Source organism: Nocardioides sp. Soil774 (assembly GCF_001428125.1).
In the GTDB taxonomy this organism is placed as follows: domain Bacteria; phylum Actinomycetota; class Actinomycetes; order Propionibacteriales; family Nocardioidaceae; genus Nocardioides.
In genome coordinates, this window is record NZ_LMSM01000005.1 from 306,897 (window position 1) to 324,628 (window position 17,732).

At 71.7% G+C, this 17,732-nt stretch carries 20 protein-coding genes and 3 tRNA genes; 12 read left to right on the forward strand and 11 right to left on the reverse strand.

Annotated features, from left to right (window positions below; all coding sequences use genetic code 11):
- Nucleotides 1–4: 4 nt before the first annotated feature.
- The 4 genes from ASG76_RS04335 to ASG76_RS04350 are packed head-to-tail and all read right to left on the reverse strand — an operon-like array spanning nucleotide 5 to nucleotide 2,057.
- Nucleotides 5–205 (reverse strand): HGxxPAAW family protein, encoded by a 201-nt coding sequence (locus ASG76_RS04335; RefSeq protein WP_056600551.1) that lies wholly within the window; start codon nucleotides 203–205, stop codon nucleotides 5–7.
- A gap of 40 nt (nucleotides 206–245) precedes the next feature.
- Complete coding sequence (locus tag ASG76_RS04340; protein WP_056600553.1) at nucleotides 246–878, reverse strand: Trp biosynthesis-associated membrane protein; 633 nt, start codon at nucleotides 876–878, stop codon at nucleotides 246–248.
- Nucleotides 871–1,230, reverse strand: coding sequence for a phosphoribosyl-AMP cyclohydrolase (gene hisI / locus ASG76_RS04345; protein ID WP_056600555.1), 360 nt, complete (start codon nucleotides 1,228–1,230; stop codon nucleotides 871–873). Before hisI ends, ASG76_RS04340 begins: the two co-directional genes overlap by 8 nt.
- A complete protein-coding gene (locus ASG76_RS04350; RefSeq protein ID WP_056600557.1) occupies nucleotides 1,227–2,057 on the reverse strand; it encodes an aminotransferase class IV in 831 nt (276 codons plus the stop codon). The genes hisI and ASG76_RS04350 overlap by 4 nt, the downstream gene beginning before the upstream one ends.
- 149 nt (nucleotides 2,058–2,206) lie before the next feature.
- Between ASG76_RS04350 and ASG76_RS04355 the strand changes: the two genes are divergently transcribed.
- From ASG76_RS04355 to ASG76_RS04365, 3 genes are all read left to right on the forward strand, one after another.
- Nucleotides 2,207–2,279 (forward strand) — tRNA-Gly (locus tag ASG76_RS04355).
- A gap of 38 nt (nucleotides 2,280–2,317) precedes the next feature.
- Nucleotides 2,318–2,388 (forward strand) — tRNA-Cys (locus ASG76_RS04360).
- A gap of 18 nt (nucleotides 2,389–2,406) precedes the next feature.
- Nucleotides 2,407–2,481 (forward strand) — tRNA-Val (locus ASG76_RS04365).
- Nucleotides 2,482–2,538: 57 nt separating this feature from the next.
- Here ASG76_RS04365 and ASG76_RS04370 read toward each other — a convergent pair.
- The 4 genes from ASG76_RS04370 to ASG76_RS04385 form a co-directional block, all read right to left on the reverse strand.
- Nucleotides 2,539–3,243: a GAF and ANTAR domain-containing protein gene (locus ASG76_RS04370; RefSeq protein WP_056600559.1), complete on the reverse strand. Its 705-nt coding sequence runs from the start codon at nucleotides 3,241–3,243 to the stop codon at nucleotides 2,539–2,541.
- A gap of 91 nt (nucleotides 3,244–3,334) precedes the next feature.
- On the reverse strand, nucleotides 3,335–3,958 hold the full coding sequence (locus ASG76_RS04375; protein ID WP_056600560.1) for a hypothetical protein: 624 nt from the start codon (nucleotides 3,956–3,958) through the stop codon (nucleotides 3,335–3,337).
- A gap of 9 nt (nucleotides 3,959–3,967) precedes the next feature.
- Entirely contained in the window at nucleotides 3,968–4,963 is a 996-nt protein-coding gene (locus ASG76_RS04380) for a potassium channel family protein (RefSeq protein WP_082587289.1), read from the reverse strand.
- 95 nt (nucleotides 4,964–5,058) lie between these two features.
- Nucleotides 5,059–6,024 carry a YihY/virulence factor BrkB family protein gene (locus tag ASG76_RS04385; protein WP_235529403.1) on the reverse strand — a complete coding sequence of 322 codons (966 nt, stop codon included), beginning with the start codon at nucleotides 6,022–6,024 and terminating at the stop codon, nucleotides 5,059–5,061.
- Nucleotides 6,025–6,111: 87 nt separating this feature from the next.
- Here ASG76_RS04385 and ASG76_RS04390 point away from each other — a divergent pair, with 87 nt between their 5' ends.
- From ASG76_RS04390 to ASG76_RS04400, 3 genes are all read left to right on the forward strand, one after another.
- Nucleotides 6,112–7,752: an acyl-CoA dehydrogenase family protein gene (locus ASG76_RS04390; protein WP_056600564.1), complete on the forward strand. Its 1,641-nt coding sequence runs from the start codon at nucleotides 6,112–6,114 to the stop codon at nucleotides 7,750–7,752.
- Nucleotides 7,753–7,842: 90 nt separating this feature from the next.
- Entirely contained in the window at nucleotides 7,843–8,145 is a 303-nt protein-coding gene (locus ASG76_RS04395; protein WP_056600566.1) for a hypothetical protein, read from the forward strand.
- Between the two features lie 133 nt (nucleotides 8,146–8,278).
- Complete coding sequence (locus ASG76_RS04400; RefSeq protein WP_157558936.1) at nucleotides 8,279–8,629, forward strand: hypothetical protein; 351 nt, start codon at nucleotides 8,279–8,281, stop codon at nucleotides 8,627–8,629.
- Here ASG76_RS04400 and pgm read toward each other — a convergent pair.
- On the reverse strand, nucleotides 8,610–10,253 hold the full coding sequence (gene pgm / locus ASG76_RS04405) for a phosphoglucomutase (alpha-D-glucose-1,6-bisphosphate-dependent) (RefSeq protein WP_056600570.1): 1,644 nt from the start codon (nucleotides 10,251–10,253) through the stop codon (nucleotides 8,610–8,612). The two genes, ASG76_RS04400 and pgm, sit on opposite strands and share 20 nt — an antisense overlap.
- A 146-nt stretch (nucleotides 10,254–10,399) precedes the next feature.
- On the opposite strand from pgm, the gene ASG76_RS04410 reads away from it, so the two are divergent.
- The 4 genes from ASG76_RS04410 to ASG76_RS04425 are packed head-to-tail and all read left to right on the forward strand — an operon-like array spanning nucleotide 10,400 to nucleotide 12,704.
- On the forward strand, nucleotides 10,400–10,750 hold the full coding sequence (locus ASG76_RS04410; RefSeq protein WP_056600572.1) for a YciI family protein: 351 nt from the start codon (nucleotides 10,400–10,402) through the stop codon (nucleotides 10,748–10,750).
- 11 nt (nucleotides 10,751–10,761) lie between these two features.
- On the forward strand, nucleotides 10,762–11,124 hold the full coding sequence (locus ASG76_RS04415) for a YciI family protein (protein WP_056600574.1): 363 nt from the start codon (nucleotides 10,762–10,764) through the stop codon (nucleotides 11,122–11,124).
- Complete coding sequence (locus tag ASG76_RS04420) at nucleotides 11,094–11,474, forward strand: YciI family protein (RefSeq protein ID WP_157558937.1); 381 nt, start codon at nucleotides 11,094–11,096, stop codon at nucleotides 11,472–11,474. The genes ASG76_RS04415 and ASG76_RS04420 overlap by 31 nt, the downstream gene beginning before the upstream one ends.
- A 3-nt stretch (nucleotides 11,475–11,477) precedes the next feature.
- Entirely contained in the window at nucleotides 11,478–12,704 is a 1,227-nt protein-coding gene (locus ASG76_RS04425; RefSeq protein ID WP_056600577.1) for an RNA polymerase sigma factor, read from the forward strand.
- Here ASG76_RS04425 and glgC read toward each other — a convergent pair.
- Nucleotides 12,701–13,948: a glucose-1-phosphate adenylyltransferase gene (gene glgC, locus ASG76_RS04430; RefSeq protein WP_414858315.1), complete on the reverse strand. Its 1,248-nt coding sequence runs from the start codon at nucleotides 13,946–13,948 to the stop codon at nucleotides 12,701–12,703. The genes ASG76_RS04425 and glgC overlap by 4 nt on opposite strands.
- Nucleotides 13,949–14,026: 78 nt before the next feature.
- Between glgC and glgA the strand changes: the two genes are divergently transcribed.
- Both glgA and ASG76_RS04440 read left to right on the forward strand, forming a co-directional pair.
- Nucleotides 14,027–15,214: a glycogen synthase gene (gene glgA, locus ASG76_RS04435; RefSeq protein WP_056600581.1), complete on the forward strand. Its 1,188-nt coding sequence runs from the start codon at nucleotides 14,027–14,029 to the stop codon at nucleotides 15,212–15,214.
- A 142-nt stretch (nucleotides 15,215–15,356) separates the two neighbouring features.
- Nucleotides 15,357–16,232: a DUF559 domain-containing protein gene (locus ASG76_RS04440; protein WP_157558938.1), complete on the forward strand. Its 876-nt coding sequence runs from the start codon at nucleotides 15,357–15,359 to the stop codon at nucleotides 16,230–16,232.
- Between the two features lie 87 nt (nucleotides 16,233–16,319).
- On the opposite strand, the gene ASG76_RS04445 is transcribed toward ASG76_RS04440, so the two are convergent.
- Nucleotides 16,320–17,690 carry a cation:dicarboxylate symporter family transporter gene (locus ASG76_RS04445; protein WP_056600584.1) on the reverse strand — a complete coding sequence of 457 codons (1,371 nt, stop codon included), beginning with the start codon at nucleotides 17,688–17,690 and terminating at the stop codon, nucleotides 16,320–16,322.
- Between the last annotated feature and the right edge of the window lie 42 nt (nucleotides 17,691–17,732).

Sequence of the window (17,732 nt, forward strand, 5' to 3'; positions counted from 1 at the left end):
ACGCTCAGTGCTCGGAGGTGTTGAAGCCCAGCTTGGAGAGCACGAGGAACAGCGGGAACGCGACCACCGCGACGATGATGCCGATCCACAGGAGCGTCATCTGCGTCGGCACCTGGAGCAGGGCGACACTGCCCACCACGAAGCCGAGCATCGCGACCGCCACCGCGGTCCAAGCAGCGGGGGTGTTGCCGTGGCCAGCAGCCATGGTGAGTGCTCCTTCGTCAGGTCGGGGTGCGCGGGGAAGTCTAGGCGGTCGGGTCGCGGCCCTCGTCGAGGGCCTTCCAGATGTCGATGTTCTCGGTCGGCACGGCAGCGCCGTCGCTCGCCGGGCCGCCCGCGCCACGGTCGGCGGGCGCGTCGTAGCGGGCGCCCATCTCGGGCCAGCCGGGCACGAGGCGTACGGCTGCGAGGGTGGTCGCCACGGCGAGCAGCGCTGCGACCCCCGCGGCGGCGTACCAGGACGTCAGGCTCGTGCTCACGGTGTCGGTGCCCGGCATCTCGAGGAGCGCGCCGGCCAGCTTGTCGGGCAGGCTCCAGAACGCCTCGGCCGTGGTCGCGACGAGACCGAGGGCCGCGACGAGCGCGAGCACGGCGACCGCGCGGCGGAACCGCCCGCGGGTGACGAGCAGGACGCCCCAGCACGCCAGCAGGACGAGCGCCAGCGCGGCGGCCAGCGGCGACTCGGTCGCCCCGCTGACCGACAGCGTGGACGCCATGGCCTGGTTGTCCTGCGCCGAGGTGTCGAACGCCCCCGAGCGCCCGGACACCCAGGGCTTGCTGCCCGCAACCGACGCGAGCCCGGCCGCCGCGATGCCGAGCAGCACGACCGGCCCGAGGGTGCGGCGTGCGCGTCCCTGCCGGGGCGTCGGGTCAGCCATCGAAGCGGTGTACGAGGTCGGCGTCGAAGCAGGTGTGGTCGCCGGTGTGGCACGCGGCGCCGACCTGGTCGACCACGAAGAGGAGGGTGTCGCCGTCGCAGTCGAGGCGGATCTCCTTGACCAGCTGATGGTGGCCCGAGGTGTCGCCCTTGACCCAGTACTCACGTCGCGATCGCGACCAGTACGTCGCCCTCCCGGTGTCGATGGTGCGCGCGAGCGCCTCGTCGTCGGCCCAGGCCAGCATCAGCACCTCGCCCGAGCCGTGCTGCTGCACCACCACCGGGACCAGGCCCTCGGCGGTGTGGCGCAGCCGCGCGGAGATGGCCGGGTCGAGGGGGAAGGCGCTCGTCATGGCTCCATGGTCTCAGCCTCGCGGGCAGCCCACGTCTGCGCACACCTCTGCGTGACCGGCCCGGGTGCCGGCAGGTCGCGGTGGTCCCAGCGGGACACCGCCTGGACGTCGCGGGTGGTGGAGGCGAGGAAGACCTCGCTCGCCGACTCCAGCACCGTGGCGAGGGGCTCGTCGACCTCGCGGGCGCCGCACCACTCGACCACCAGCGCGCGGGTGACGCCAGCGAGGCAGCCCGAGGCCAGGGTGGGCGTGCGCAGCTCGCCGTCGACGACGTAGAACACGTTGCTCCCGGTGCCCTCGCACAGGTGGCCGGCCGTGTTGGCGAAGACCGCCTCGGTGCCGCCCCGCTCGGCGGCGTGGGCCAGCGCGATCACGTTCTCGGCGTACGACGTGGTCTTGAGCCCTGCGGTGGCGCCGTGCTCGTTGCGGGTCCACGGCACCGTGACCACGCTTGTCGACGCGGGTGCCGGCTCGATCGCGCTGTAGGCGACGACCAGGGTCGGCGGCCCGCCGCCGCGCCCGGATCCCATCGGGTGCGGCCCGGCCGTGTAGGTGATGCGCAGACGGCCGATGGGGTCGTCCTCGGCGCCGTCGCGCACGACTGCCTCCACCCCGCGTCGTACGTCGTCGAGGTCGGGGGCGGGCAGCCCGAGGCCGGCCGCCGACCGCTCCAGCCGCGCCAGGTGGCGGGTCAGTGCGAACGGCCGGCCGTGCACGGTCTTCACCGCCTCGAAGACGCCGTCGCCGACGGTGAAGCCGTGGTCGGTGACCGCGACGGCCCCCGCGGTCGGATCGGCCATCAGGTCACCGTTGAGCCATGCACGCATGGCGTCACTCTAGGGGGACGGTGACGCCCCTCGGCCCGGGTCGCACCGGGTGCGGGACACGCGCACCGGGGACCCGATTTTGGCGGCGCGAGAGCCATGGGCTAATGTTCCACTCGCAGTTGAGGCCGGTGAAACGGCCGCAAATGCAGGCGGACATAGCTCAGTTGGTAGAGCGCAACCTTGCCAAGGTTGAGGTCGCGAGTTCGAGTCTCGTTGTCCGCTCGGAAGGTCTCCCCCGTTCATTTTTTCGGAACCTCCACGGTGGGTTGGCCGAGAGGCGAGGCAACGGACTGCAAATCCGTCTACACGGGTTCAAATCCCGTACCCACCTCGCATCACAAGTTCACACGGGCGATTGGCGCAGCGGTAGCGCGCTTCCTTGACACGGAAGAGGTCACTGGTTCAAACCCAGTATCGCCCACCACACCGGCAGGAGCCCGGCACCCCTCGCGGGTGCCGGGCTCCTCTGCTGTCCGGAGCGTCAGCCCTGGTGCACCGTCGCGTCGGGGAGCACGCGCGTGCGTGCGATCTCCGCGGCCACGTCCGACAGCTTGCGGTTGGAGGTGGAGGAGACGCGTCGCAGGTAGTCGAAGGCCTGGGCGGCGTCGACGTCGAGCCGCTCCATCAAGATGCCCTGGGCCTGCCCGATGATCGTGCGGTTGTGGACCGCCCGGCCGAGCTGGTCGCTCTCCCGCCCCGCGGCCACGACCATCGCGAGGTGCGCGGCGAGCGTCTGCGCGATGGCGACGTCGTCGGACTCGAAGCGCACGCGGCGGGCGGCGTAGAGGCTCAACGCACCGTAGGAGCCGGCGTCGGTGTGGACGAGCACCGAGATCATCGACCCGGCGCCGAGCTCGGCGTGGACCCGCGGACCCCAGCGCGGCCACCGCTCGTCGTGCTGCAGGTCGGGGCTGACCAGCGTGTCCTGGTCACGCATGACGTCCAGGCACGGCCCCTCGCCCAGCTCCTGCTGGAGGTCGTTGGCGACGCGGACCACCTCGTCGCTGCTGGCGCGGGTGGTGAGGGTGCCCCCGTCGTTGACCGTGAACCCGGCATGGCAGCAGTGCGCGACGAGGGAGGTGGCGGCGTCGACGGCCAGCCGCAGCCGCTTCTCCTCGTCCGACGTGGCTCCCAGCGCCAGGTCGAGCTCCTTGAACACACCCATGCGGTGCACCACGCCGCTCACGACTGTCCTCCTCCGCGCCCACAGCCTGTGCCGAAATCTTAGTGAGGCCTGCAAGTGGTGCGCCAGTGCCCGACGGTCGCACGGGCCGGCGTCAGAACTCGTAGCCGAACTCGCGCAGGGTGCGGGCGAAGCGCTCCGCGACGATGTCGGCGTCGCCGGGGCCGTAGAGGTCGCGGTAGTGCGGTCCGCTCCCCTGCTTGGCGTGCGGCAGGTCGAGGGGGATCCCGAGACGGTCGGAGATGTCGGCCACCGCGTCGGGGAGCTCCTCGTAGCGGTAGACCCGGTCGACGACCACGCGGCCACCGAGGCGGTAGAGACGCTCGTTGAGGGCGAGGCGCTCCATGCGCCGGGGCGTGCGCACGAACTCGGCGAAGGTCTTGGTGAAGGTGGGCTTGCGCGCGCTGTAGCGGTAGGAGGAGGCGACCACGTCGAACGGGTTGCGCTCCACCGCAAAGGTGAAGTAGTCGTCCCAGGCCTCGCGGCCGATGACCTCGATCACGCGGCGCGCGCCCATGTGGGCGTACGAGCCGGGCTCGGTGTCGTCGTTCTGCGGGCCCACTCCCCCGGCGGCGGCGCGCAGCTCCTCGTCCTCAGGGCTGATGCGGGTCACCACGTCGTCGGGCCCGCAGTGGCGCGACAACGCGATCTCGAGGCTGGTCCCGGCGGTCTTGCGCGTCTTGATGAAGACGAAGCGGTGGGCGTGCGAGGCGATCACGGAGGAGCCTCAGTCGTCCTCGTCGGCGAGCTCCTCGCCGTGCGTCCCGGGGCGGGGCGCCCACGGCAGCTCCTTGGCAGGGCGTACGACGATGAGCCGGTCGCCGCGGGCGAGCAGGGAGACGACCGGGTCGAAGTAGCGGTAGACCTTCTCGTCGCGCACGACGGCGATCACCTGGTCGGGCAGTCGCTGCGGCTGCTTGCCGACCTCGTTGACGAGCAGGTCGCGCTCGGCGACCTCGAGGCCCTCGCCGTAGGTCATCAGGTCCTCCATGACCGAGCCGAGCGTCGGCGACATCGACGAGAGGCCGAGGAGCCGGCCGACCGCGTCGGACGAGGTGATGACCGAGTTGGCGCCCGACTGGCGCATCAGGGCGACGTTCTCGTGCTCGCGCACCGCGGCGACGATCCACGCGTCGGGGTTGAGCTGGCGCACCGTCAGCGTCACCAGCACGTTGGAGTCGTCGCGGTCGGTGGTGATGATGACGTGGGTGGCCTTCTCGATGCCGGCCTGGCGCAGCACGCCGCGCCGGGTCGCGTCGCCGATGATGCCGACGAGCTGGTCGCGGTTGGCCTCCTCCATCGCCACCGGCTCCGGGTCGACGACCACGATCGAATCGCGGTCGTAGCCGTTGCTGACGAGGGTGTCGATCGCGCTGCGGCCCTTGGTGCCGTAGCCGATGACGACGACGTGCTGGTCCATCTTCTTCCTCCACCGGGAGACCCGGAACATCTCGCGTCCCTGGGAGGCGAGGACCTCCAGGGTGGTGCCGATCAGCAGGACCAGGAAGGCGATGCGGGCCGGCGTGACCACGAGCGCGTTGACCAGGCGGGCCTGGTCGGACATCGGCGCGATGTCGCCGTAGCCGGTCGTGCTGAGCGTGACGGTCGTGTAGTAGAAGGCGTCGAGCAGCGACAGCTCGCGAGCCGGATGTGCGTTGTCGCGGTAGCCCTCGCGGTCGAACCAGACCAGCAGCACCGTGCCGACCAGGATCGCCAGCGCCATCAGCACGCGGCGACCGAGCTCCCACCACGGGGAGCGCGTGCGGTCCGGCAGGGAGACCCGCCCCACACTGGGGTGGAAGCTGTCGAGTGGCACGGTCAGGAGTCTCGCACGGTGATCCGCTCGCGCAGGCGCTGGACCAGCTCGAGGCGCGCGCGCATCGTGTTCTTCTGCGGGAACACGGTGTCGAAGGCTGCGTTGACCGCGGCCCCGATGAGCACGGCGAGCGCCAGGAGGTAGAGCCAGAGCAGCACGGCGATGGGTGCGGCCAGAGGTCCGTAGATCGATCGCGACTCGGCGGCGGTGACCGTGAGCGTCCAGCGCAGGACGTAGGAGCCGGCGATCCAGCAGAACAGCGCGAAGGCGGCGCCGGGGAGGTTGAAGCTCCAGCTGGTGCGCACCGGGACCGACACGTGGTAGAGCGTGGCGAGGAAGCAGATGCAGACCAGCAGCACGACCGGCCAGTAGAGGCTGTTGAGGAAGTCGAGGCGTGGCGGCAGCACGCGGTCGACCAGCGACGGGCCCGCCACCACCAGGGGCAGGCTGAGCGCGCCGGTGATCATCGCGAGCACGTAGAGCACGAACGACAGCGCCCGGGTCGCCACGATCCCGCGGTGACCACCGAGCCCGTGCATGATCGTGATGGTGTCGACGAAGACGTTGAGCGCACGCGAGCCCGACCACAGGGCGAGGATGAAGCCGATCGAGATCACGTCGTAGCGCCCGCCGTCGAGCACCGTGTCGATCGTGGGCCGGATGATGGTGTTGACCGCCCGCTCGGTCAGCGCCTGGCGCGAGACCTCCAGCACGGCGTTGCGCACGTCGTCGATCTGGGTGTCGGTGAAGCGCTCGCTCACGAAGCCGACGGCGCCCGCGAGGGCGAAGACCAGCGGCGGCACCGAGAGCACCGCGAAGAAGGCTGCCTCGGCGGCGAGCCCCGTCACGCGGTGCCGCAGGCACGAGCCGACCGTCGTGACGACGATGCGCCACAGGTGCTCGCGCCAGCGTCGGAGCACGTCCTCGACGCGGCGCGGGGCACGGGTGTCCTCGCTCGCCTCGACCACGGGCCCACGCTATCGACCCACCGGCGCCCTTCGGCGAATCCCGGGCGCGGGTCCCGCGACCGGTCGCGGGAGTCCTACTGTTGGGTAATGACCGATCTCCGCGCCGCCACCAACCAGGCCCCCGCCCTGGTCGGCCACAACGTGGTCAACTCCGACCTCGCCCTCACCGAGGCGGTCACCCGGCTCGGCACGCCCGAGCTGGTCGACGACCTCACCCCGCTGGGCGCCGAGGCCGGCACCGAGGAGGCGCGCGAGCACGGCGTGCTCGCCAATCGCCACCACCCCGAGCTGACGACGTACGACCGGTTCGGCCACCGCGTCGACGAGGTGAGGTTCCACCCGTCGTGGCACTGGCTGATGGAGCGCGCCGTCGGCCACGGTCTCCAGGCTGCGCCGTGGGAGCAGCAGGAGGCCGGCGACCCGCACGCGCACCTGCGCCGAGCGGCGGGCTTCTTCGCGTGGTCGCAGACCGAGCCCGGTCATGGGTGCCCCATCTCGATGACCTACGCCGCCGTGCCCGCGCTGCGTGCCGACGACGCGATCGCGAAGGAGTGGACGTCCCTGCTGGCGGCGCGCTCCTACGACCCCGGCGTGCGGGCCCGCTCGGAGAAGTCCGGAGCCCTCGCCGGGATGGGCATGACCGAGAAGCAGGGCGGCTCCGACGTGCGCACCAACGTCACGCGCGCGGAACCGACGGCCGACGACGGCTGGTACGCGCTGCGCGGGCACAAGTGGTTCACGTCTGCCCCCATGAACGACGTCTTCCTCGTGCTGGCCCAGGCCGAGGGTGGGCTGACGTGCTTCGTCGTCCCGCGGGTGCTCCCCGACGGGACGCGCAACCGGCTCGACGTGGTGCGGCTCAAGGACAAGCTCGGCAACCGCTCCAACGCCTCGAGCGAGATCGAGCTCGAGGGCACGATCGCGCAGCGCCTCGGCGACGAGGGTCGCGGCGTGCGCACGATCATCGACATGGTCGCCGCGACCCGCCTCGACTGCGTGCTCGGCTCGGCGTCGCTGATGCGGCACGCACTCGCCGAGGCCTCGTGGCACGTCGCCCACCGCTCCGCCTTCGGCGGGGTGCTGGCCGACAAGCCGTTGATGCAGAACGTCGTGGCCGACCTCGCGGTGGAGTCCGAGGCGGCGACGGCGCTCGCCATGCGCCTCGCCTCCGCCGTCGACCGGCCCGGGGACCCGCACGAGGTCGCCCTGCGGCGCATCGCGCTGCCGCTGGCGAAGTTCTGGGTCTGCAAGCGCACGCCGGCGATGGTGGCCGAGGCCCTGGAGTGCCTGGGCGGCAACGGCTACGTCGAGGACTCGGGGCTGCCGCTGATGTTCCGCGAGTCGCCGCTCAACTCGATCTGGGAGGGCTCGGGCAACGTCAACGCGCTCGACGTGCTGCGCGCGCTCGGACGCGAGCCCGAGGTGCTGCACGCCTGGATCACCGAGGTCGGCGCGGCGCGCGGTGGCGACAGCCGGCTCGACCGCGCCGTCGACGACACCCTCTCCCTGCTCGGCGAGACCGGCGGTGCACCCGAGGCCGGCGCGCGTCGGCTGGCGGGGGCGATGGCGGCCTGCCTGCAGGGCTCGCTGCTGGTGCGCTTCGCGCCGGCGGAGGTCGCGGACGCCTTCTGCGGCAGCCGGTTCGGGACGTCGTACGGCGGCACGTTCGGCATGCTGACCAGCGGGTCGCTGCGCTCGATCGTGGAGCGCGCCACGCCGACGCGCTGAGCGTCCTCACCCGGTCAGGTGGAACTTGACCAAACCCCCGGCGCGCGCGCCGCGCAGGACGTAGCGTGTGCGCGAACTCGAGGGGATCACATGTCCAGCCAGAACAGCACGCTCTTCACCGTCGGCACTCTGCTGCGTCACGCCCAGGATGCCGGCGCGCCCGTGCGGGTGCTGGTGCAGGGCACGTGGCTCGACGGCCGCATCGTCGGCGCGGACGGCCTCGGAGTCATCCTCGACGACGGCAACGCCCAGCAGGTGCTGGTGCGGCTCGACTCCATCTCGGCGGTCGCCTTCTCGCGCGCCGACATCGACGACCCCCACGACTCCGACGACGCTCGCGCCCACGGCCAGCGTCGCCGCGACCCCATCGAGGCCGGCCCCGTCGGGGGCTGACCTCGTCCGCCACTGGTCCGGACGACCCCGCAGCGTCCGTCAAGGTTCACAGCACGTACGTCGCACGCTCCGCCGATCGCCCACGCGGGCCCGCGCCCCGGCCTAGGTTCGGCCGAAACGACACCGTGTGGGGGTGGGGCAGATGGCGAAGGTCAGCAGCACGATGCTCAGCGTGGGGACGCTGTTGCGGCGCGCGGAGGACACCGGCGCCGAGGTGCGCGTGCTAGTGCAGGGCACGTGGCTCGACGGCCGGGTGCTCGGGTGCGACGGGCTCGGCGCCGTGCTCGACGACGGGCAGGGACACCAGTCGCTGGTGCGTCTGGACTCGGTGGTGGCGGTGACGTTCTCCCGCACCCAGCTCGAGGACCAGCAGCCGGCGTGGGCGCACGCGGGCGGGTCCACCGGCCCGATCGAGGCGGGTCCCGTGACGGTCCCCCCGCAGTCGCGCGGGGAGAGCCACTTCCTCAGCCCAGCGCCGTACTGACGACCTCGCGCGCCTCCTCCTGCACCTGCGCGAGGTGCTCGGGGCCGCGGAACGACTCGGCGTAGATCTTGTAGACGTCCTCGGTGCCGCTGGGGCGCGCCGCGAACCAGGCGGACTCGGTCGTCACCTTGAGCCCGCCGATCTTCGCGCCGTTGCCCGGTGCCTCGGTGAGCTTGCCGGTGATCTCCTCCCCCGCCAACGACGTCGCGGTCACGTCATCGGGCGAGAGCGCGCCGAGCTTGGCCTTCTGCGCGCGGTCGGCCGGGGCATCGATGCGGGCGTAGGCCGGGTCGCCGTGACGGGCCACGAGGTCGGCGTAGTGCTGGCTCGGGGTCTTGCCGGTGGCGCCGAGGATCTCGCTCGCCAGCAGCGCGAGCAGCAGCCCGTCCTTGTCGGTGGTCCAGGTCGAGCCGTCGCGGCGCAGGAACGACGCACCGGCCGACTCCTCGCCGCCGAAGCCGAACGAACCGTCCATGAGCCCGGGCACGAACCACTTGAAGCCCACCGGCACCTCGACCAGCGGCTTGCCGATCGACTCCGCCACCCGGTCGATCATCGAGCTCGAGACCAGGGTCTTGCCGATGCGCGCCGAGTCCGGCCACCCCGGCCGGGCACCTCCGAAGAGGTAGCCGATGGCGACGGCGAGGAAGTGGTTGGGGTTCATCAACCCTGCGTCGGGGGTGACGATGCCGTGCCGGTCGGCGTCGGCGTCGTTGCCCGTCGCGATGTCGTAGTCGTCCTTGCGCCCCACGAGCGAGGCCATCGCGTGCGGGGACGAGCAGTCCATGCGGATCTTGCCGTCCCAGTCGAGCGTCATGAACCGCCACGTGGGGTCGACCAGCGGGTTGACCACCGACAGGTCGAGGCGGTGCCGCTCGGCGATCTCGCCCCAGTAGGCCACGCTCGCGCCACCGAGGGGGTCGGCGCCGATCCGGACGCCGGCGTCGCGCACCACGTCGAGGTCGAGCACCGTCGGCAGGTCGTCGACATAGGTGCCGAGGAAGTCGTAGGTGCCGACCGCCGCGCGGGCCTTGGCGAAGGCGACCCGCTTCACGCCCTCGATGTTGCCGCGGATCAGCTCGTTGGCCCGCGCGGCGATCACGCTCGTGGCGTCTGAGTCGGCCGGCCCGCCATGGGGCGGGTTGTACTTGAATCCGCCGTCCTGGGGCGGGTTGTGCGAGGGCGTGACCACGATGCCGTCGGCGAGGCCGGAGCCCGTCGTACGCCCCTGGTTGGCGCGGATGATCGCGTGGCTGACGGCGGGGGTCGGGGTGAAGCCGTCGCGGTCGTCGACCAGCACGGTGACGTCGTTGGCGACCAGCACCTCCAGCGCGGTGGCCCACGCCGGCTCGGACAGCGCGTGGGTGTCACGACCGATGAAGAGCGGCCCGTCGTAGCCCTGCTCCCGGCGGTAGTCGCAGATCGCCTGCGTCGTGGCCGCGATGTGCACCTCGTTGAACGAGGTGGTGAGCGAGGTGCCGCGGTGGCCGCTGGTGCCGAACGCCACCTGCTGCGCGACGTCGTCGGGATCCGGCTCGAGGTCGAAGTAGGCCGTGACGAGGTGGGAGACGTCCACCAGGTCCTCGGTGCGGGCGGGCTGTCCGGCGCGTTCGTGGGTGGCCATGGCCCCATCTTGGTGCCCGCGTCCACGCCCCGTCGAGACGGGTTCGGCGAGAAAGGCGCACGGCGCTGTCGAATCGCGTCGCGCCCATCCGTCAGAGTGTTGAGGTCGCACCCGCGGCCTGTTGCCCCAGGAGGAGATCCACACCCATGAGCCGCTACCTGATCCTGCTTCCCGCACCCGAGGCAGAGTGGGCCGACCTGCCGCCCGAGGAGCACGAGAAGGGGATGCGCTCGCACGTCCAGTTCCACGAGGACCTCGAGGCCGGTGGCCACACCCTGGTCACCGCCGGTCCGCTGGAACCGTCGGAGCGGGCCACCTCGATGCGCCCCGGCGCCGACGGGCAGGCACTGGTGACGGACGGACCCTTCTCCGAGACGGCCGAGCAGGTCGTCGGCTTCTACCTCGTCGACAGCGAGGACGAGGCCGACCTGCGTGACGTCTGCCAGCGCTTCGCAGCGCGGGGCGAGCACATCGAGTTCCGCCGCATGGCGGAGTGAGGGAGAGCGACATGTCCGAGTACGTCGTCCTGATCGTCGGAGACGGTGACCGCTGGTGGACCACGGCGACAGACGAGGAGAAGCAGCTGGCCTCCGGCGCCCACGAGAAGTTCGCCGCACAGCTGCTCGAGCGCGGCCATCGGATCATCGGTGGCTCCGAGCTGCACCGTGCATCGGAGGCTCGCAGCATCGCGCCCCACGGCACGACCGTGACCGACGGTCCGTGGTCCGAGATCACTGAGCAGGTCGGTGGCTACTACGTCGTGGCGAGCGACGACCTCGACGACCTCATGGACTGCTGCCTGGTCCTGGCCGGCACCGGCGATGCCGTCGAGGTCCGCAGGTGCGTGCAGGACGAGGCTGGGCCGTCGTGAAGTACCTCGTGCTGCTCGTCGGCGACGGCGAGCTGAAGCCGTGGCCCGACCACACCCCGCAGGAGCAGGCCGAGGTGATGACCCGCTTCGAGGCCTTCAGCGCCGCCTGCCGCGCGCGGGACGGTGTGGAGATCCTCGCCGGCGAGGCGCTCGCGGGGCCGGAGCACGCGACCACGCTGCGCACCCGGGGCGGCACGACCACCCTCACCGAGGGCCCCTACGCCGAGGCCATCGAGGCCATGGGTGGCTTCTACCTCGTCGAGGCCCCCGACCTCGACGTGCTGCTCGAGCTGCTGCGGGTCCTGCCGCCCTACGACATCCAGCTGTCGCCGGTCGTGGACCCCTACTGACCCGTGGAGGAGCTCGAGGACGTCGTGCGCGAGGAGTGGGCCCGCCTGGTGGCGCTGCTCCTCGCGCAGTTCCGCCGGCTCGACCTCGTCGAGGACGCCCTCGGCGACGCCGTCGAGGCCGCCAGCCGGACCTGGCCCGACGACGGCGTGCCCGCCAACCCCGCCGGGTGGCTGATGACCGCCGCGCGACGCCGGCTGCTCGACCGGTTGCGGACCGAGGAGGTCGCCCGGCGCAAGCTGCCGCTGCTGCTCACCGACGTCGAGCGTCGGGCCGAGACCACGTCGACGATGGCCGACAGCGGCACCCTGGTCGAGGACGACGTGCTGCGCCTGGTGCTCATGTGCGCCCACCCGGCGCTGTCCCCCGAGTCGGCCAGTGCGCTCAGCCTCCGGCTGGTGCTCGGCGTGCCGACGAGCGACATCGCCCGCCTCTTCCTGGTCCCCGAGCCCACGATGGCCGCCCGGATCACCCGCGCCAAGAAGCGGATCGTCGGCGCCGGGATCCCCTTCGCCGTGCCGGACGCCTCGGTGCTCCCCCACCGGCTTGACACGGTCGCCCAGACCGCCTACCTCGCCTTCACCGCCGGATACGCACCCGGCACCGGGCCCGACCTGCTCCGCGCGGCGACCTCCGCCGAGGCGATCCGCCTGGTCCGCGTCGTGCTCGGGCTGCGACCCGACGAGCCGGCGCTGGTGGCCCTGCTCGCCCTGATGCTCCTCCAGCACTCGCGCCGCGACGCACGGGTCCGCGACGGCCACCTCGTCCTGCTCACCGACCAGGACCGCACCCGCTGGCACCACGACGACGTCGCCGAGGCCGTCCGGCTGCTGGCGACGCCGTCGCTCGCCGGCCCCCTCACGCCCAGCGCGGCCTCGTACGTCCTCCAGGCGAGGATCGCCGCCGAGCACGCGACCGCACCGAGCGCCGACGACACCCGGTGGGACCGCATCGTGGGTCTCTACGACCTGCTGCTGCAGGTGACGGCGTCACCGTCCGCGCGGCTGGCGCGCGCCGTCGCGGTGGCCGAGGACCAGGGGACGGCCGCCGGGCTCGCGGCGCTCGAGGGACTGGAGATCCCCGACAGCCACCGTCCCGCCGCGGTCCGCGCCGAGCTGCTCGCCCGGTCCGGCGACGTCGACGCGGCACGAGCGGCGTACGACCAGGCGGTCGCGGCGTGCCGCAACGACGTCGAGCGCGCCTTCCTGGTCGGCAAGCGCGACGCCCTCTAGGCCTCCGGCACCGGCTGCTGCTTGGCCAGCACGGTGAGGCCGTCCTCGACGACGAAGCCGCGCGCGCGGTCGGCGTCGTGGTCGACACCGATCTGGACGCCCGGCGGGACGACGACGCCCTTGTCGATGATCGCGTTGCGCACCACCGCGCCCTCGCCGATCCACACCCCGTCCATCAGCACGGAGTCGGACACCTCGGCGCCGTCCTTGACCCACACGGCCGGCGAGAGCACCGACTGGTTGACGGTGCCGCCGGTGACGACGACACCGGGCGAGAGGATCGAGTTGAAGGTCGACACGCCCGCGCCGCTGGCGCCCTCGACCAGCTTGGCCGGCGGGTGCGGGCCGTAGCTGGTGTAGATCGGCCAGGCGTTGTTGTAGAGGTTGAAGACAGGGAGCGGCGAGACGAGGTCCTTGTGGGCCTCGTAGTAGGAGCGCATCGTCCCGACGTCGCGCCAGTAGCCGCGGTCACGGTCGGTGGAGCCCGGCACCTCGTTGTCCTTGTAGTCGTAGACCGACGACTCCGCCTTGTCGACGAACCACGGCACGATGTCGCCACCCATGTCGTGCTTGGAGCCCTCGAGCTCGGCGTCGCGGGTCACCGCGTCGCGCAGGGCGTCGGCGGTGAAGACGTAGTTGCCCATGCTCGCCAGCACCTCCTCGGGCGAGTCCGGCAGGCCCACGGGGTCGGTCGGCTTCTCCAGGAAGGCGCGGATCTTCTGAGGGTTCGCGGGGTCGACGTCGATCACGCCGAACTGGTCGGCGAGGCTGATTGGCTGGCGGATCGCCGCGACCGTGCAGCCGGCGCCCGACTCCACGTGGTCGGCGACCATCTGCGAGAAGTCCATCCGGTAGACGTGGTCGGCGCCCACCACGACGACGATGTCGGGCTGCTCGTCGGTGAGCAGGTTGAGCGACTGGTAGATCGCGTCGGCGCTGCCGAGGTACCACCGCTTGCCGACGCGCTGCTGCGCGGGCACCGGGGTGACGTAGTTGCCGAGCAGGTTCGACATCCGCCAGGTCGTGGTGACGTGCCGGTCGAGGCTGTGCGACTTGTACTGCGTCAGCACGACCACCTTGAGGTAGCCGGAGTTGACGACGTTGGACAGCGCGAAGTCGATGAGGCGGTAGATCCCTCCGAACGGCACGGCGGGCTTGGCGCGGTCGGCCGTCAACGGCATCAGTCGTTTGCCCTCACCCCCGGCCAGGACGACGGCGAGCACCTTCTTGCGCGGGGGGGTGATGGCCATGCGACGAAACTAGCCGTCCGCGGTGGCGCGGTCGACCTTCCATCCCATCTGGTTGGCCCCTAGGTTCGGCACATGCGCATCGACGTCCTCAGCAAGGAATACCCGCCGGAGGTCTACGGGGGTGCCGGCGTGCACGTCGCCGAGCTCGTCCGGGCCCTGCGGGTGGTGCCCGACGTGGACGCGCGCGTGCGCTGCTTCGGGGCGCCGCGCACCGAGCCCGGCACCACGGCGTACGCCGAGCCGTCCTCGCTCGCGAGCGCCAACGCCGCCATCCGCACCCTGGGCGTCGACCTCGCGATGGTCGACGACTGCGCCGGGGCCGACCTGGTCCACTCCCACACCTGGTACGCCAACATGGCCGGCCACCTCGCCTCCCTCATGCACGGCATCCCGCACGTCGTCAGCGCCCACTCGCTGGAGCCGATGCGGCCGTGGAAGGCCGAGCAGCTCGGCGGCGGCTACGCCCTGTCGAGCTGGGCCGAGCGCACGTCGTACGAGGGCGCCGCCGGCATCGTCGCGGTGAGCGCCGCGATGCGCGACGACGTGCTGCGCAGCTATCCCGCGGTCGACCCCGCACGCGTCCACGTCGTGCACAACGGCATCGACACCACCCAGTGGTCGCCGACCGCGAACCCCGACCGCGTGCGCGAGCTCGGCGTCGACCCCGACCGGCCGAGCGTCATCTTCGTCGGCCGGATCACCCGCCAGAAGGGCCTGCCGCTGTTCCTCCGCGCGGCCGCGGCGCTGCCGCCGGAGGTGCAGCTCGTGCTCTGCGCGGGCGCCCCGGACACCCCCGAGATCGAGGCCGAGGTGCGCGGACTCGTCGACGAGCTCGCCGCCACGCGCTCCGGCGTGGTCTGGATCGCGGAGATGCTGCCGCGTCCCGACGTGGTCGCGCTGCTGACCGCCGCCACCGTCTTCGCCTGCCCCTCGATCTACGAGCCGCTCGGCATCGTCAACCTCGAGGCGATGGCGTGCGAGACCGCCGTCGTCGCCACCGCGACCGGCGGGATCCCGGAGGTCGTCGTGGACGGGGATACCGGCTGGCTGGTGCCGATCGAGCAGGCCACCGACGGCACCGGCACCCCGCTCGACCCCGAGCGTTACGTCGCCGACCTCGCCGCCGCGCTCACCGACGCCGTCTCCGATCCCGACCGCGCCCGCACCTTCGGCGCCGCCGGTCGTCGGCGCGCCGGGGAGTCGTTCAGCTGGGACGCGATCGCGGGCCGGACGGTGGAGCTCTACCGCTCGCTGACGTAGACGCGCGGACCCAAGTCCCGCTCGGGCAGGCGTGCCCGGGTGAGCCGGGACCGGCCGATGCCGTTCGGTCCGCGCGTCTGCAGGCTGTGGATGAGTCGAGCGGGGAGCGGCTCCTGTCCCGGATGCTGGTGCCGTGGATGTGGTGTCACTTCTCGGGCGCATGGGCGGCATGGCCACGCGTGCCGACCTCATCGGGGCGACCTCGCGGGCCGATGTCGATCGTGCCGTGCGCCACCACGACGTGATCCGGGTGGGGCAGGGTCGCTACACGCTGCCGGCCGTGGACTCCGCGGCAGCTCTCGCTTTCCGCGTCAACGGCCGCCTCAGCCTGACGAGTGCCGCGCTGCACCACGGCTGGGAGGTCAAGACCGTCCCGGACAAGCCGCACGTGGTCTTCCCCAGGCATCGCAACGTGCCCAAGGCGTGGCGCGAGAAGGTCGTGCTGCACCGCGCAGACCTCGGGCCCGACGACGTCTGCGGCGTCGCCACGAGCCGCGAGATCACCCTGCTGCAGTGCCTCCGTCTGCTTCCGTACGACGAAGCGCTGGCCATCGCCGACTCCGCTCTCCGCCATGGTGAGGACGCCACGCTGCGGCGCGTGGCGGCACAGGTGCAGGGAGCGGGCAGTGCGAAGGTGCGGCGCATCGCCCTGCAGGCCGACGCGCGCGCCGCGAATCCTTTCGAGTCGGTCACCCGCGCGATCTGTCTGCAGGTTCCTGGACTGTCCGTCACTCCACAGGCCGTGCTCTCGACCGACCACTACTGGGCGTGCCCGGACCTCGTGGACCGCGAGCGGCGACTGGTGGTGGAGTGCGAGTCCTACGAGTGGCACGGCAACCGCAAGGGCTTCCTCAAGGACATCAGGCGCTACACGCTGCTCAGCGCCGACGGATGGACGATCCTGCGATTCACCTGGGACGACGTGATGCTCCGACCGGACTGGGTGCGGGACGTGCTCGTCCGGACAGTCGGAGACGCGCGGACCGAACTGCCAGCAGTGTGGCCGCTCGCCGCGTGAGCGGGGTGACCAGCCGCGACTTCGGTCCGCGCGTCTACGACGGCGACGCCCCGGGACCGCGAAGGTCCCGGGGCGCGCGTCGGTCGGTCAGCGGGTGACGGCCGCCGGCTCGGTGTGGACGCTCGGGGCGTGGACGGCAGGACCGTGGTCGTCGTCGAGCATCGTGGTCTCGTCGAACGGGTCGTCGCCGGCCAGCACCCGGTCGAGCTGGGCGCGGTCGAGGGTGCCGGTCCAGTGCCCGACCAGGATCGTGGCGACCGAGTTGCCGGCGAAGTTCGTCACCGCGCGGGCCTCGGACATGAAGCGGTCGATGCCGACGATCAGGCCGACGCCGTCGAGGAGGTCGGGGCGGTGCGAGGACAGTCCGCCGGCGAGGGTCGCGAGACCGGCGCCGGTGACGCCCGCGGCGCCCTTGGAGGCGATCACCATGAAGACCAGGAGCGAGATCTGCTCGCCCAGGGCCAGCGGCTTGTTCATGGCGTCGGCGATGAAGATCGAGGCCATGGTCAGGTAGATCGCGGTGCCGTCGAGGTTGAAGGAGTAGCCGGTCGGCACGACGATGCCGGAGGTCGACTTCGCCACGCCGGCGTGGTTCATCTTGGCGATCAGGCGCGGCAGCGCGGTCTCCGACGACGAGGTCGACACGATGAGCAGGAACTCACGGCCGAGGTACTTCAGGAGGCTGAAGATGTTGACGCCGGTCGCGACCTTGAGGATCAGGCCGAGCACGCCGAAGACGAAGACGGCGCACGTGATGTAGAAGGCGACCATGATCGTGGCGAGCGCCTTGAGGGCGTCGACACCGGTCTCGCCGACCACGGCGGCGATGGCGCCGAAGGCACCGATCGGCGCGGCCCACATGATCATCGCGAGCACCCGGAACACCAGGCGCTGGGCGTGGCCGATGCCGGTGAGGATGGGCTCGCCGGCGCGACCCATGGCCTGCAGCGCGAAGCCCACGAGCAGGGCGACCAGCAGGGTCTGCAGCACCTCGCCGGAGGTCAGGGCGGAGAGGAACGAGTCGGGGATGATGTGGAGCAGGAAGTCGGTCGTCGAGCCGCCGCCGGCGGCCTTCTCCTGGCCGGCGCTGGCCACCTCGTCGGTGATGTTGAGGCCCTGGCCCGGGTCGAGCAGGTTGCCCACCACGAGGCCGATCGTGAGCGCCGCGGTCGACATGACGAGGAAGTAGCCCAGTGCCAGGCCGCCGACCTTGCCGACGCTCGCGGCGTTGCGCACCGAGCCGACGCCCAGCACGATCGTGCAGAAGATGACCGGCTGGATCATCATCTTGATCAGCGCCACGAAGCCCTCGCCGATGGGCTTGAGGCCCGTGGCGAACTCGGGGGCGACGAAGCCGACGACGATGCCGAGGATCACCGCGGCGATCACGGCGATGTAGAGGTAGTGCGTGCGGTCGCGTCGCGTCTGCGGCGCCTCCACGCTCGGGGTGGTGCTCATGGTGTCCTCCTGGGCTCCGGGCCCGGCGATCGGGCCCGGGTG